Source organism: Enterobacter sp. V87_3 (genome assembly GCF_029967835.1).
GTDB lineage: Bacteria > Pseudomonadota > Gammaproteobacteria > Enterobacterales > Enterobacteriaceae > Enterobacter > Enterobacter cancerogenus.
Genome location: NZ_JASCAM010000015.1, coordinates 63,833 through 79,418 on the forward strand (window position 1 = coordinate 63,833; position 15,586 = coordinate 79,418).

General features: G+C 56.0%; 10 protein-coding genes. 2 read left to right on the forward strand and 8 right to left on the reverse strand.

What is annotated here, in order from left to right; genetic code table 11:
• Window positions 1-10: 10 nt before the first annotated feature.
• The gene (cysI, locus tag QLG21_RS07515) at window positions 11-1,723 is read right to left on the reverse strand and encodes an assimilatory sulfite reductase (NADPH) hemoprotein subunit (RefSeq protein WP_006178252.1); all 1,713 of its coding nucleotides are present in this window, start codon (window positions 1,721-1,723) and stop codon (window positions 11-13) included.
• A complete protein-coding gene (cysJ, locus tag QLG21_RS07520; protein WP_282484171.1) occupies window positions 1,723-3,528 on the reverse strand; it encodes an NADPH-dependent assimilatory sulfite reductase flavoprotein subunit in 1,806 nt (601 codons plus the stop codon). Before cysJ ends, cysI begins: the two co-directional genes overlap by 1 nt.
• 305 nt (window positions 3,529-3,833) lie before the next feature.
• Between cysJ and queD the strand changes: the two genes are divergently transcribed.
• Window positions 3,834-4,199, forward strand: a complete 366-nt coding sequence (gene queD, locus QLG21_RS07525) for a 6-carboxytetrahydropterin synthase QueD (RefSeq protein ID WP_167519829.1) — start codon at window positions 3,834-3,836, stop codon at window positions 4,197-4,199.
• 84 nt (window positions 4,200-4,283) lie between these two features.
• Here the strand turns inward: queD and queE are convergent, their stop codons facing one another.
• The 6 genes from queE to rlmD form a co-directional block, all read right to left on the reverse strand.
• The gene (queE, locus tag QLG21_RS07530) at window positions 4,284-4,955 is read right to left on the reverse strand and encodes a 7-carboxy-7-deazaguanine synthase QueE (protein WP_006178255.1); all 672 of its coding nucleotides are present in this window, start codon (window positions 4,953-4,955) and stop codon (window positions 4,284-4,286) included.
• A gap of 131 nt (window positions 4,956-5,086) precedes the next feature.
• A complete protein-coding gene (eno, locus tag QLG21_RS07535) occupies window positions 5,087-6,385 on the reverse strand; it encodes a phosphopyruvate hydratase (protein WP_234671115.1) in 1,299 nt (432 codons plus the stop codon).
• Between the two features lie 82 nt (window positions 6,386-6,467).
• Window positions 6,468-8,105 carry a glutamine hydrolyzing CTP synthase gene (pyrG, locus tag QLG21_RS07540; protein ID WP_006178258.1) on the reverse strand — a complete coding sequence of 546 codons (1,638 nt, stop codon included), beginning with the start codon at window positions 8,103-8,105 and terminating at the stop codon, window positions 6,468-6,470.
• 223 nt (window positions 8,106-8,328) lie between these two features.
• Entirely contained in the window at window positions 8,329-9,120 is a 792-nt protein-coding gene (gene mazG / locus QLG21_RS07545) for a nucleoside triphosphate pyrophosphohydrolase (protein WP_282484172.1), read from the reverse strand.
• A gap of 67 nt (window positions 9,121-9,187) precedes the next feature.
• Entirely contained in the window at window positions 9,188-11,419 is a 2,232-nt protein-coding gene (gene relA, locus QLG21_RS07550; protein WP_282484173.1) for a GTP diphosphokinase, read from the reverse strand.
• A gap of 51 nt (window positions 11,420-11,470) precedes the next feature.
• Window positions 11,471-12,769: a 23S rRNA (uracil(1939)-C(5))-methyltransferase RlmD gene (gene rlmD / locus QLG21_RS07555; protein ID WP_282484174.1), complete on the reverse strand. Its 1,299-nt coding sequence runs from the start codon at window positions 12,767-12,769 to the stop codon at window positions 11,471-11,473.
• Window positions 12,770-12,826: 57 nt separating this feature from the next.
• On the opposite strand from rlmD, the gene barA reads away from it, so the two are divergent.
• Window positions 12,827-15,586 carry a two-component sensor histidine kinase BarA gene (gene barA, locus QLG21_RS07560; protein WP_006178263.1) on the forward strand — a complete coding sequence of 920 codons (2,760 nt, stop codon included), beginning with the start codon at window positions 12,827-12,829 and terminating at the stop codon, window positions 15,584-15,586.

Sequence of the window (15,586 nt, forward strand, 5' to 3'; positions counted from 1 at the left end):
CGTCGGGATGTTACTCCCAAAAATCCCGTGCGGGATCGAGCACCGGGCGGATGATGCCCGCACGTACCGTAAAGTCGCCGAAGCCTTCACCCGCTTCGCGCTCTTTCGCCCAGCGCCCGACAAGCTGGTCAATGGAATCGAGAATTTCCGGCTCCGTGATGTTTTCGCGGTACATCCGTGGAATACGTGTCCCCATACGGTTACCGCCAAGGTGAACGTTGTAGCGGCCCGGCGCTTTGCCAACCAGCCCCAGCTCGGCCAGCATCGCACGGCCACAGCCGTTCGGGCAGCCGGTAACGCGCATAACAATATGCTCGTCCGGGATACCGTATTTTTGAAGAATCGCTTCGACCTTGTCGGTAAACGATGGCAGGAAGCGTTCCGCCTCGGCCATCGCCAGCGGGCAGGTCGGGAATGACACGCAGGCCATCGAGTTTTCGCGCTGCGGCTTCACGGCGTTCATCAATCCGTGTTCCCGCGCCAGCGCCTCGATCGTCGCCTTCTGACTTTCCGGCACGCCGGCAATAATCAGGTTCTGGTTAGCGGTAATGCGGAACTCGCCCTGGTGAATTTTTGCAATTTCCAGCAGACCGGTTTTCAGCGGACGGCCCGGATAATCCAGGATACGGCCATTTTCGATAAACAGCGTCAGGTGCCAGTTATCGTCGATACCTTTCACCCAGCCAATGCGATCTCCGCGACCGGTGAATTCATAAGGACGGATCGGTTCAAATTTAATACCTGCGCGACGCTCCACTTCCTCTTTGAACGTCTCAACGCCCACGCGCTCAAGGGTGTATTTGGTTTTGGCATTCTTACGGTCGGTACGGTTTCCCCAGTCGCGCTGGGTCGTAACCACCGCTTCCGCGACGGCCAGCGTGTGCTCCAGCGGCAGGTAGCCAAACTCACTCGCGGTACGAGCGTAGGTTTTCTTATTCCCGTGTTCAATGGAGAGTCCACCGCCCACCAGCAGGTTAAAGCCGACCAGCTTGCCGTTTTCAGCGATCGCCACGAAGTTCATGTCGTTGGCGTGCAGATCGATATCGTTCTGCGGCGGGATCACCACCGTGGTTTTGAACTTACGCGGCAGATAGGTCTGGCCAAGGATCGGTTCTTCGTCGGTGGTCGCGACTTTTTCCTGATCGAGCCAGATCTCCGCATAGGCGCGGGTGCGCGGCAGCAGATGTTCGGAGATCTTCTTCGCCCATTCGTAGGCTTCGGCATGCAGCTCGGACTCGTACGGGTTCGAGGTGCAGAGCACGTTACGGTTCATGTCGTTGGCGGTTGCCAGCGCGTCCAGGCCCACGGAGTGCAGCATCTGATGCACCGGTTTGACGTTCTTCTTCAGAATGCCGTGGAACTGGAAGGTCTGACGGTTGGTCAGACGGATGCTGCCGTAAATAGTGTTTTCACCGGCAAACTTGTCGATCGCCTGCCACTGTTTCGTGGTGATCACCCCACCCGGCAGGCGGCAGCGCAGCAGCATCGCGTGGCGCGGCTCCAGCTTCTGCTCCGCGCGCTCGGCGCGGATATCGCGGTCGTCCTGCTGGTACATCCCGTGGAAACGGATCAGCAGGAAGTTATCGCCTTTGAAACCGCCGGTCAGACCGTCGTTCAAATCTTCGGCAATGGTGCCGCGCAGGTAGTTGCTCTCTACCTTCATGCGCTCGGCATCAGACAGTTTGCCTTCGACCACCAGTGGGCCAGGATGTTTTTCGCTCATTAGTAGACATCTCGCTGATAACGGCGCTCAACGCGCAGCTCACTTAAAAACTCGTCCGCCGTTTCGACGTCCATACCGCCGAATTCGGCAATCACTTCCAGTAACGCCTGCTCAACGTCTTTCGCCATGCGATTGGCGTCGCCGCAGACATAAATGTGGGCACCGTCATTGATCCAGCGCCACAGCTCTGCGCCCTGTTCGCGCAGTTTGTCTTGTACGTAGACTTTTTCTTTTTGGTCGCGAGACCAGGCCAGGTCGATGCGCGAGAGCACGCCCTCTTTGACATAGCGCTGCCACTCAACCTGATAGAGGAAATCCTCGGTAAAGTGCGGGTTGCCGAAGAACAACCAGTTTTTGCCCGGTGCCTCGTCCGCGGCGCGCTGCTGCATAAAGGCGCGGAACGGCGCGATGCCGGTGCCCGGGCCAATCATAATGACCGGCGTTTCCGGGTTGGCCGGCAGGCGGAAGTTATCGTTGTGCTCAATGAACACGCGCACGTCGCCCTCTTCTTCCACGCGGTCGGCCAGGAAACTCGAGGCTCCACCAGCCCGCGCGCGGCCTTCGATGTCGTAACGTACTACGCCCACGGTGACGTGCACTTCGTTTTCCACTTCTGCCTGCGAGGAGGCAATGGAGTACAGGCGCGGCGTCAGCGGGCGCAGCAGGCCGATCAGGGCGTCGGCATCCAGCTGTGCCGGAGAGAAACGCACCATATCGACAATCGGCGTGGTCGCCGCGTAATGCTGCAGCTTCGCTTTATCGCCCACCAGCGGCAGCAGCGATTCGCTGCGCGTTAAGGTGGCGTAGTTCTCAACGATATTGGCGGTATTCACCGTCAGCTCAAAATGCCACTGCAGTGCTTCGGCAAGCGGCAGCGTTTTGCCGTCCAGGGTGACGGGTTCATCGCCCTTCAGCCACAGCAGCTCCACCAGCTCGTTCACTAACGCAGGGTCGTTCTGATACCAGACGCCCAGCGCATCGCCCGGCTGGTAGCGCAGGCCAGAGTCACCGAGATCGATTTCGATATGGCGAACGTCTTTTTCAGAGTCGCGACCGGTAATTTTCTGATTAACGGAGAGGCTCGCCGTCAGCGGCTCTTCTTTGGTATACGGGCTGGTGTGAATATCGTTCACTGCGCCAGCGGCGGTAACCGCCGCCTGGGCCGGGGACTCTTGCGGGACGCGCGATTTCAGCACGCCAACAATACGTGCACGCCACTCGGCCGCCGCGGGCTGGTATTCCACATCCGCATCCACGCGATCCAGCAGACGCTCTGCGCCCAGTTCCGCCAGCCTGCTGTCGAAATCTTTTCCGGACTGGCAGAAGAATTCATAGGAAGTATCCCCCAGGCCGAACACGGCAAAGGCGGTACCCTCAAGCTTAGGGGCTTTCTTCGAGAACAGGAACTTATGCAACGCTACCGCTTCTTCAGCGGGTTCACCTTCACCCTGGGTAGAGGCCACCACCACCAGCAGTTTTTCCGACGCGATTTGTTTGAATTTATACTCCCCGGCATTCACCAGGTTCACGTTCAGTTTGGCTGCCAGCAGATCATCGCGAAGCTGCTCTGCCACGCGGCGCGCGTTACCCGTCTGCGAGGCGGAAATCAGCGTAATGGTCGCGGGTTGTGCGACAGCAGCAGGCGCCGTCGCCACAGCACCAGGCTGCTGGTTCAACATTCCCCAGAAATAGCCGGAGACCCAGGCGAGCTGTGTGGGTGAAAAATCAGTGGTCGCGGCCTGAAGGCGCGCCAGTTGCTCCGGGTTTAGCGGAAGCAAGTTTGAAGGTGGGGCCTGTGTTGTCATGCGTCGTTATGTTCCAGTAGCAAAGCGGACTTTAAGCGAATAAATCCAAACTGAAGATAAGGTTAACGGCGAGGATAATAACAATTAAAGAAGGGATGGAAATAATTAATAACCAAATGAACTAACCTGTTTTAGTTATCGTTCTTAACGATAAAAGCGATTAATTAAGTTACTGATATAGAAAAATAAAAACCATAATTTGGGTCACTTTTTGCAGCCGTCACTGTAAAGGCCGTTTTAGTTAATGCTAAAAAATGTGCTTTCCGGTACTATGCGGCGGTTTTTTCCGCATTATTTGAGAGTTCATGATGTCCACCACACTGTTTAAAGATTTCATCTTCGAAGCCGCACACCATCTTCCACACGTTCCCGCCGGGCACAAATGTGGCCGTCTGCACGGGCACTCTTTTATGGTGCGTCTTGAAATCACAGGTGAAGTCGATCCGCATACCGGTTGGATCATGGATTTCGCCGAGCTGAAAGCGGCGTTCAAACCGACGTACGATCGTCTGGATCACTACTATCTGAACGATATTCCGGGCCTTGAAAACCCGACCAGCGAAGTGCTGGCAAAATGGATTTGGGATCAGGTGAAACCGCTGGTGCCGCTGCTCAGCGCGGTGATGATCAAAGAGACCTGCACGGCAGGCTGTATCTATCGCGGCGAGTGAAGCTAAGCGCCGGATGGCGACGCAAAGCGTCTTATCCGGCCTACAAAACAGGCCCGGTAAGCGCTAGCGCCACCGGGCTTTTTTTTAAGCAATATTCAGGTACTTATGCGTTTGCATAGACAGACGCCAGTTACGCGCAATGCAGGTTTCGATGCACAGGCGCGTGGCATCCTCTTTCTGGCTGATGGGCTGTAGCGCAATGATACGCTGTTTTTCATCCGTCAGCGTCGCCAGCAGTTCGTCCAGGGCTTCGATATCCCGCACGCGGCCAACCGGATGTTTAATCTCATCCGCGCGTTCCAGCGCCTGAGACAGCACGTCGTATCCGCCGCGCATGTTTACCTTCGGCGAGACCGTGACCCAGGTCGTGTGAGAGCAGCGAACTTCATGGGTGCCGCTGGTTTCGATCTGGCAGCTATAGCCGTTCTTCTCAAGCAGTTCGGTCAACGGCATTAAGTCGTGAATGCAGGGTTCACCGCCGGTGATCACCACATGGCGCGCCGTCCAGCCCTGACGGCCGATGATAGCCAGCAGATCTTCCGCGTTGCCCGCGCCCCACTTATCGCTCTCTTTGGTTTTCGCCAGAATGCTAAACAGCGACACTTCCCGATCTGCGAGTTTATCCCACGTATGTTTGGTATCACACCAGGCGCAGCCAACCGGGCATCCCTGTAAACGAATAAAAATAGCGGGAACGCCGGTAAAGTAACCCTCGCCTTGCAGGGTCTGGAACATCTCGTTAATCGGGTACTGCATAGTCAACTCTGTTAATGGGGTGAACACTAATTATCGCAGATGTTGCCCTCAAGGTCATGTGCGAGAGCTGCTTTAGCGCAGACATAAAAAAACCCGCCGAAGCGGGTTTTTATCAGAACGCAGGTTCAGGATTAAGCCTGACCTTTGATCTCTTTACGGCCATTGTATGGTGCTTTTTCGCCCAGCGCTTCTTCGATACGAATCAGCTGGTTGTATTTAGCAACACGGTCAGAACGGCTCATAGAACCGGTTTTGATCTGGCCTGCAGCGGTACCCACTGCCAGGTCAGCAATGGTCGCATCTTCAGTTTCGCCAGAACGGTGAGAGATAACAGCGGTGTAGCCAGCGTCTTTCGCCATTTTGATCGCAGCCAGAGTTTCGGTCAGAGAACCGATCTGGTTGAATTTGATCAGGATGGAGTTAACGATGCCTTTCTCGATGCCTTCTTTCAGGATCTTGGTGTTGGTTACGAACAGATCGTCACCAACCAGCTGGATTTTGTCGCCCAGTACTTTGGTCTGGTATGCGAAACCATCCCAGTCAGACTCGTCCAGACCGTCTTCGATAGAAACGATTGGGTACTGTTTGGTCAGGTCTTCCAGGAAGTGAGTGAACTCTTCGGAGGTGAACGCTTTGTTGCCTTCGCCAGCCAGAACGTATTTACCGTCTTTGTAGAATTCAGATGCTGCACAGTCCATCGCCAGGGTGATGTCTTTGCCCAGCTCGTAGCCTGCTGCTTTAACCGCTTCAGCGATAACAGCCAGTGCTTCTGCGTTAGAGCCCAGGTTTGGCGCGTAGCCACCTTCGTCACCTACAGCAGTGTTCATACCTTTAGCTTTCAGAACTTTAGCCAGGTTGTGGAACACTTCAGAACCCATACGTACCGCTTCTTTCAGGGATTTCGCGCCAACTGGCTGAATCATGAATTCCTGAATATCAACGTTGTTGTCTGCGTGCTCACCACCGTTGATGATGTTCATCATTGGTACAGGCATGGAGTATTTGCCTGGGGTGCCGTTCAGTTCAGCGATGTGCTCGAACAGTGGCTGACCTTTAGCCGCAGCTGCCGCTTTGGCGTTAGCCAGAGACACGGCCAGGATTGCGTTCGCACCGAAGTTAGATTTGTTTTCAGTACCGTCCAGATCGATCATGATCTTGTCGATGCCAGCCTGGTCTTTGGCATCTTTGCCAAGGATTGCCTGAGCAATAGGGCCGTTTACAGCGCCAACAGCTTTCAGGACGCCTTTGCCCATGAAGCGGGATTTGTCGCCATCGCGCAGTTCCAGCGCTTCGCGGGAACCCGTAGAAGCACCTGATGGAGCAGCTGCCATACCGACGAAACCACCTTCCAGATGAACTTCAGCTTCAACGGTCGGGTTACCACGGGAGTCGATGATTTCACGACCGATGACTTTAACGATTTTGGACATTAGATTTTCCTCAGTACAAGTTAAACTAAAACTCCAGACAAACAACGCGTACCAAAGGTACGCGTTGCCGTTCTAACTTTTTTTACTTCGCCTGACGCTTCTGGTAATCGCTGGCGGCTTTCACGAAGCCTGCAAACAGCGGATGCCCGTCACGCGGCGTTGAAGTAAATTCCGGGTGGAATTGGCAGGCAACGAACCACGGATGGTTTGGTACCTCGATGATCTCGACTAACTGATCGTCCCCGGAGCGGCCCGCAACGCGCAGGCCCGCAGCTTCAATCTGTTTCAACAACATGTTGTTGACTTCATAGCGGTGACGATGGCGCTCGGTAATGGTCGGTTCGCCATACAGCTTGCGAACCACGCTATCGTCGGACAGCTGGCAGGCCTGTGCGCCAAGACGCATAGTGCCACCCAGATCGCTCTTCTCGGTACGGACTTCGACGTTACCTTCTTCGTCACGCCATTCAGTGATAAGCGCCACGACAGGGTACTTACAGTCTGGCACAAATTCCGTAGAGTTCGCGTTTTCCATCCCCGCGACGTTGCGCGCAAATTCAATCAGCGCAACCTGCATACCCAGGCAAATGCCGAGGTAAGGAATATTGTTTTCACGCGCATAGCGCGCGGTGGCGATCTTGCCTTCTACACCGCGGTAGCCGAAACCGCCAGGGATCAGAATCGCATCCAGATCTTTCAGGATTTCGACGCCACGCGTTTCAACATCCTGCGAATCAATCAGCTTGATGTTCACGGAAACGCGGTTTTTCAGACCACCGTGTTTCAGCGCTTCGATAACTGACTTATAGGCATCTGGCAGTTCAATGTACTTACCTACCATGCCGATAGTCACTTCGCCTGCCGGGTTCGCTTCTTCATAAATAACCTGTTCCCATTCAGACAGGTTAGCTTCCGGACAGTTCAAGCTGAATCGTTTACAAATATAATCGTCCAGGCCCTGTGATTTCAACAGGCCCGGGATTTTATAAATGGAATCGACGTCTTTCATTGAAATAACGGCTTTTTCCGGCACGTTACAGAACAATGCAATTTTCGCACGTTCGTTCGCTGGCACCGCGCGATCGGAGCGGCACACCAGGATATCTGGCTGAATACCAATAGAAAGCAGTTCTTTTACCGAGTGCTGCGTCGGTTTGGTTTTCACTTCACCTGCGGCTGCCATGTAAGGCACCAGCGTCAGGTGCATGAACAGCGCGTGCTCACGACCAATATCCACCGCCAGCTGGCGAATCGCTTCCAGGAACGGCAGGGATTCGATATCGCCTACGGTACCGCCGATTTCAACCAGCACCACGTCATGGCCTTCGCCACCGGCGACAATACGCTCTTTGATGGCATTGGTAATGTGCGGGATAACCTGAACGGTCGCGCCCAGATAGTCGCCACGGCGCTCTTTACGCAGAACGTCAGAGTAGATGCGGCCAGTCGTGAAGTTGTTACGACGGGTCATTTTGGTGCGGATGAAACGCTCGTAGTGGCCAAGATCCAGATCGGTTTCAGCGCCGTCTTCAGTAACGAACACTTCCCCGTGTTGGATTGGACTCATGGTACCCGGATCGACGTTGATGTACGGATCCAGTTTCATCATGGTCACATTGAGGCCACGGGCTTCAAGAATGGCTGCGAGGGAGGCTGCGGCAATGCCTTTACCCAGAGAGGATACGACCCCGCCGGTCACAAAAATATAGTTCGTTGTCATGCTGAACCTGAGAAGTTAGAGTGAAACGATGGAATAACCAGGACGGGAAAGTAGTATACCCGAACACGGCGAGCGCCACAAACATTCATTCTCCGTCTCCATTCCAGGCCATGACAAACATAAGGAGTGAGAAAATAGCCCCTTTTGGGTAAATGTTTTTGACGCAAATCAAGCGCTTGTCATTTAAAAAATCACACAAATTGCGCTTGATCGCAAAATACCGTTAGAGATCAGATTCCTGGCGTTTTACTTCCTGCCACACCTCTTCCATCACATCAAGGTCAATCCCGGTCATTTCCAGGCCGCGCGAGGCCACAATGCGTTCGACTTCGCGAAAGCGTCGTTCAAACTTTATGTTGGCTTTTTGCAGCGCAGTTTCCGCTTTTACACCCAGGTGGCGCGAAAGATTGACGGTGGCAAACAGCAGATCGCCCATCTCCTCCTCAAGTTTCGCCTCATCCACCACGGCCTGCTGCGCTTCGTGCATCACTTCATCAATTTCTTCATGCACTTTATCCAGCACCGGGCCGAGGGAGGCCCAGTCAAAGCCAACGGCAGAACAGCGTTTCTGAATTTTATGGGCGCGCATCAGCGCGGGCAGGTTCAGCGGGATGTCGTCCAGCGCAGAGTGTTGGGATTTTTCCGCGCGTTCGGCGCTTTTGATCGCTTCCCAGCGCGCCAGCACTTCCGTGCTGTTGCCTGCGGTGGCATCGCCAAAAATGTGCGGATGACGGCGCTCCAGCTTGTCGCTGATGGCCGCGCAGATATCGTCAAAGTTAAAACGCCCCTCTTCCTGCGCCATCTGGGCGTAGAACACCACCTGGAACAGCAGATCGCCCAGCTCGCCGCGCAGGTCGTCAAAATCCTCGCGAGAAATGGCGTCCAGCACTTCGTAGGTCTCTTCAAGCGTGTACGGGGCGATGGTCGCGAATGTCTGCTCTTTGTCCCATGGGCAGCCGTTTTCCGGGTCGCGCAGGCGTTTCATAATGCCGAGCAGGCGGTCGATTTGCGTCATAGTCTTTTCCATTAAAAAAACAAGCCGGGTGGCGGCGAAGCCTTACCCGGCCTGCAGAAGAGTGTGTTTAACCGCCGTGTAGACGACGGGCGTCAATCACATCCGGCACCTGGTTCAGTTTGCCGAGCACGCGGCCCAGCACCTGCAGGTTGTAGATTTCGATAGTCATATCGATAGTGGCAAGCTGCTCGCGGGTATCACTGCGGCTGGCAACGCCCAGCACGTTCACCTTCTCGTTGGCGAGAATGGTGGTGATATCGCGCAGCAGGCCGCTGCGGTCGTTTGCGGTGACACGAACCACCAGCGAATACCCGGCGGAGTAGCTTTCGCCCCAGACGGCCTCCACGATGCGCTCCGGCGCGTGCGATTGCAGCTCGGCGAGCTGGTCGCAGTCGGAGCGGTGGATAGAGATCCCGCGCCCCTGGGTGATAAAGCCGACGATATCGTCGCCAGGGATCGGCTGACAGCAGCGGGCAATGTGGTGCATCAGGTTACCTACCCCTTCAACCACCACCCGGCCATTGTCTTTGCTGCGCTGCTGCGGAGCGTAGGTTTTCTGCTGAAGCTGCTTGAGCGCCGCCGCGTCCTGCTCTGCCGCACTCGGCTTATTGAACTGCGCCTGCAGGAAGTTGACCATCTGATTGAGACGGATATCCCCGCCGCCAATCGCCGCCAGCAGCTCGTCAAGCTCGTTAAAGTTGTAGCGCGGCAGCAGGAATTTCTCCGCCTCTTTCAGGCTGATGCCGATATGTTCCAGCTCGTCGTCCAGGATCTGGCGACCGGCAAGAATGTTTTTGTCACGATCCTGCTTGCGGAACCAGGCGTGAATTTTAGACCGTCCGCGGCTGGTGGTGACATAGCCCAGGTTCGGGTTAAGCCAGTCCCGGCTCGGGTTCGGCTGCTTCTGGGTGATGATTTCGATCTGGTCACCCATCTGCAGCTGATAGGTGAACGGCACAATGCGCCCGCCGATTTTCGCGCCGATGCAGCGGTGCCCCACATCGCTGTGAATGTGATAGGCAAAGTCGAGCGGCGTAGAGCCCGCCGGCAGATCGACAACGTCGCCTTTCGGCGTAAACACGTACACCCGGTCGTCAAAGACCTGGCTGCGTACTTCGTCGAGCATTTCACCGGAATCGGCCATCTCTTCCTGCCACGCAATCAGCTTGCGCAGCCAGGCGATGCGGTCTTCATGGCCGGAGCGCGCTCCGCCAGAGGTACCCTCTTTGTACTTCCAGTGAGCGGCCACGCCCAGCTCGGCTTCTTCGTGCATCTGCTTGGTGCGGATCTGGATTTCAACCGTCTTGCCGCCCGGGCCAAGCACCACGGTATGAATGGACTGATAGCCGTTCGGTTTCGGGTTGGCGACGTAGTCATCAAACTCATCCGGCAGATGGCGGAAGTGAGTATGCACTATCCCCAGAGCGGCATAGCAGTCCTGCAGGCGCTCCGCCACGATCCGCACGGCGCGCACGTCAAACAACTCGTCAAAGGCGAGATGTTTTTTCTGCATTTTGCGCCAGATACTGTAGATGTGCTTCGGACGGCCATACACTTCAGCCCGCACGTTCTCTTCTTTCATCGACTTGCGTAAGCCGCCGACAAACTCTTCGATGTAGTGCTCGCGGTCGATACGGCGCTCATGCAGCAGTTTCGCAATGCGCTTGTACTCTGCCGGGTGCAGATAGCGGAAGCAGTAATCTTCCAGCTCCCACTTCAGTTGGCCGATACCCAGGCGGTTGGCCAGCGGCGCATAAATATTGGTGCACTCCTTCGCGGCGAGCACGCGCTCGTCTTCCGGGGCATCTTTCACCTCGCGCAGGTGGGCAATCCGTTCCGCCAGCTTAATCACCACGCAGCGGAAATCATCTACCATCGCCAGCAGCATCCGACGCACGTTATCAACCTGATCCGCCGAGACCGAATCGGTTTGCGCCGCTTTAAGCTGGCGAATGGCCGCCATATCCCGCACGCCGTGAATCAACGACACCACGGGTTTTCCGACGCTTTCAACCAGCACGTCTTCAGTGACCACGTCCGCGTCTGCCAGCGGGAACAGAAGCGCTGCCTGCAGCGTTTCGATATCCATGTTCAGCATGGACAGGATTTCGACCATTTCGATGCCGCGCCACAGCAGGAGTTCGGCGTCAGGGTGCCCTGTGGTGGTGCGAAGACAATAGGCCCAGGTTTCGGTTAAGCGTTCACACGACTGCTGGCTGGAAATTCCCAGACTTGCGATCCATTTCTGTGGGTCAAACTCACCAGCTTTATTAAGATGTGCACTTCTTACCGCAACCATCGTCCTCTCCTTTAGGGACCAGGGCCTGTCGAAGTCGACAAGCCAAACTCATTAGATGTGCTCAAACAACACGATCGATTCCAGATGACCAGTGTGCGGGAACATGTCCAGCATTGCCAGACGCTGAATCTGGTAACCCCCGCTCACTAATGCTTCGCTGTCTCTGGCAAGCGTTGCCGGATTACAGGAAACATAGACCACACGCTTTGGCGCGAGTTTAATAATATGTTGCATGACCCCCGGCGCACCGGCGCGGGCCGGGTCGAGCAGGATCTTGTCAAAGCCCTGTCTTGCCCAGGGTTGTTGCGTGACATCATCCTCAAGATTTTGATGAAAGAATGTCACATTTTGCAACCCGTTCTCTCGGGCATTTTCCTGGCCTTTCGCCACCAGCGCCTCTACGCCCTCCACGCCAACCACGCTGGCAGCTTTCTGCGCCAGCGGCAGGGTGAAGTTCCCCATTCCGCAGAACAGGTCGAGCACGCGGTCGCTCTGTTGCACGTCCAGCCAGGCCAGTGCGGTAGCGATCATCTGCTGATTCACCCCGTCATTCACCTGGATGAAATCCCGTGGGCTGAACGTTAAGCGTAGCCCGTTTGAGGCGTACCAGGGGGCCTCTCCCGTAACCTGCTCCAGTATCTCGCTTTGCGGCGCAAGGAACAGGGCGAGATCCTGTGAATGCGAAAAGCGTTCCAGTTTTTCGCGATCTTTTTTCGACAGCGCAGCGGTATGGCGAAGCACCATCAGCGGACCGTTGTTCGCCAGCACCAGTTCGACATGTCCCAGATGACGCACGCCGTCTAGCGTAGAGAGACAAGCGTGCACGTCCGGGAGCAATGCCTCAAGACGGGGCACCAAAATGGGGCATTGCCTGATGTCCACGATATCGCTGGAGGCCGCTTTACGAAAACCCATCTCCAGACGTGCTGTTTTGGGCTGGTAGCTGAGGCTCAGACGGGCACGGCGGCGGTAGCCCCAGGGCTGGTCGGCGATAATGTCGTCAACATCGTGTTTGATAAGGCGCGCCAGCGCGCGGCTTTTGCTCTCCTGCTGAAGGGTAACGCTCGCATGCTGCTGCTGACAGCCACCGCAGACGCCAAAGTACGGGCAACGCGGCGCGCGGCGTTCAGGGCTATCATTCAAACGGCGTTTCACCTGCCCACGGGCATACTGGCGCTTATCTTCCGTCAGGGTGATTTCTGCTCGTTCCGATGGCAGCAAACCTGCTATAAACAGAGCCTTGCCATTGTGCCGTGCAACACCCTGACCGAAGGGATCAAGTTCGGTGGCTTCAACAGTTATGATCTGACGCGTCGTCACGCGTCGCTTTGCAGAGTAGAATTGCGCCATTGCCGAGATTTTTCTCAAATAAACATAATTGTCCTAATTGTCCCATAACGGAACGCCATGACCAACTACAGCCTGCGTGCGCGCATGATGATTTTGATCCTCGCCCCGACCGTTCTCATCGGTTTGCTGCTGAGCATCTTCTTTGTCGTCCACCGCTATAACGATTTACAGCGGCAGCTGGAAGATGCGGGAGCGAGCATCATTGAGCCGCTCGCCGTCTCCAGCGAGTATGGGATGAACCTGCAAAACCGTGAATCCATCGGCCAGCTCATCAGCGTGCTGCATCGCCGCCACTCCGAGATCGTGCGCGCCATATCCGTGTATGACGAGCACAACCGTCTGTTCGTCACGTCGAATTTTCATCTCGATCCTGCCGAGCTGAAAATCCCGGACGGTTCGCCCTTCCCCCGCCATCTCACCGTGCTCCGGCGGGGCGATATTATGATCCTGCGCACGCCCATTATCTCAGAGAGCTATTCGCCGGATGAATCAGCCCTGTCTGACGCCAAGTCCAGCAGCAATATGCTGGGATACGTGGCGCTGGAGCTTGACCTGAAATCGGTCCGGCTGCAGCAGTACAAAGAGATTTTTATCTCGGGCCTGATGATGCTGTTCTGCATTGGCATCGCCCTGATTTTCGGCTGGCGGCTGATGCGCGACGTCACGGGGCCTATCCGCAACATGGTCAACACCGTTGACCGCATTCGCCGCGGCCAGCTCGACAGCCGCGTGGAAGGCTTTATGTTGGGCGAGCTGGATATGCTCAAAAACGGCATTAACTCAATGGCGATGTCGCTGGCGGCCTATCACGAAGAGATGCAGCATAACGTCGACCAGGCAACCTCCGATTTGCGCGAGACGCTGGAGCAGATGGAGATCCAGAACGTTGAGCTGGATCTCGCTAAAAAGCGCGCCCAGGAAGCGGCGCGTATCAAGTCTGAGTTCCTTGCCAATATGTCGCACGAGCTGCGTACTCCGCTCAATGGCGTGATCGGCTTTACCCGCCTGACGCTCAAAAGCGAGCTGAACCCCACCCAGCGCGATCACCTGCACACCATCGAACGGTCGGCCAATAACCTGCTGACCATCATCAACGACGTGCTGGACTTCTCGAAGCTGGAAGCCGGGAAGCTGATCCTTGAGAGCATTCCTTTCCCGCTGCGCAGCACGCTGGATGAAGTGGTGACGCTGCTTGCCCATTCATCGCACGATAAAGGGCTGGAGCTGACGCTCAACATCAAGAACGACGTGCCGGACAACGTGATTGGCGACCCGCTGCGTCTGCAGCAGGTCATCACCAACCTGGTGGGGAACGCCATTAAGTTTACCGAAAGCGGCAACATCGACATTCTGGTCGAGAAACGGGCGCTGAGTAACAACAAAGTGCAGATTGAGGTGCAGATCCGTGACACCGGCATCGGCATTCCGGAGCGCGATCAGTCGCGCCTGTTCCAGGCGTTCCGCCAGGCGGATGCGAGTATTTCCCGCCGTCATGGCGGCACCGGGCTGGGGCTGGTCATCACTCAAAAACTGGTCAAAGAGATGGGAGGAGATATCTCCTTCCACAGCCAGCCGAATAAAGGCTCCACTTTCTGGTTCCACATTAACCTTGACCTGAACCCTAACGTGCTGACGGACGGCCCGATCACCGACTGCCTGAAAGGGATGCGTCTGGCCTACGTTGAGCCAAACGCGGCAGCCGCCCAGTGTACGCTGGACGTGCTAAGCACCACGCCGCTGGAGGTGATTTACAGTCCGACCTTCTCCGCGCTCGCCGTTGAACATTACGATATTTTGCTGATGGGTATTCCTGTCACCTTTACCGGTGAGTTGACCATGCAGCAGGAGCGCCTGGCAAAAGCCGCGGCGATGACCGACTACCTGCTGCTGGCGCTGCCCTGCCACGCGCAAATTAACGCGGAAGAGCTTAAAAACGACGGGGCCGCCGCCTGCCTTCTGAAACCGCTCACCGCAACACGGCTGCTGCCTGCGTTAACGGAATATTGTCGCCTGAGCAACCAGCCCCTGCCGCTGGTTAACGACGAACACAAATTGCCGATGACCGTGATGGCTGTGGACGACAACCCGGCAAACCTGAAGCTGATTGGCGTGCTGCTGGAAGATCAGGTGCAGCACGTTGAACTGTGCGACAGCGGCGCACAGGCGGTTGAACAGGCTAAACAGATGCAGTTCGATCTGATCCTGATGGACATTCAGATGCCGGGCATGGACGGCATTCGCGCCTGCGAACTGATCCGTCAGCTTCCACACCAGCAGCAGACGCCGGTCATTGCCGTCACCGCTCATGCGATGGCCGGGCAGAAAGAGAAACTCCTCAGCGCCGGGATGAATGATTATCTGGCAAAACCGATCGACGAAGAGAAGCTGCACAGCCTGCTGCTGCGCTATAAGCCCGGGCATATCGGCGGAACCTATACGTTTTCAGCCGAGCCCGCAGAGATTAGCGTCAATCAAAACGCGACCTTCGACTGGCAGCTGGCACTGCGACAGGCGGCGGGTAAACCGGATCTGGCCCGCGAGATGCTGCAGATGCTGGTCGCCTTCCTGCCGGAAATTCGCAATAAAGTGGAAGAACAGCTGGTTGGCGAAAATCCTGACGGCCTGCTTGAGGCTATCCACAAGCTGCACGGGAGCTGCGGCTACAGCGGCGTACCGAGGCTGAAAAACCTGTGCCAGCTGCTGGAGCAGCAATTGCGGGCAGGTACGCCAGAATCGGAGCTTGAGCCAGAATTCCTGGAGCTGCTGGATGAGATGGATAACGTCACGCGGGAAGCGATGAAGCTGTTGGGGAACTGA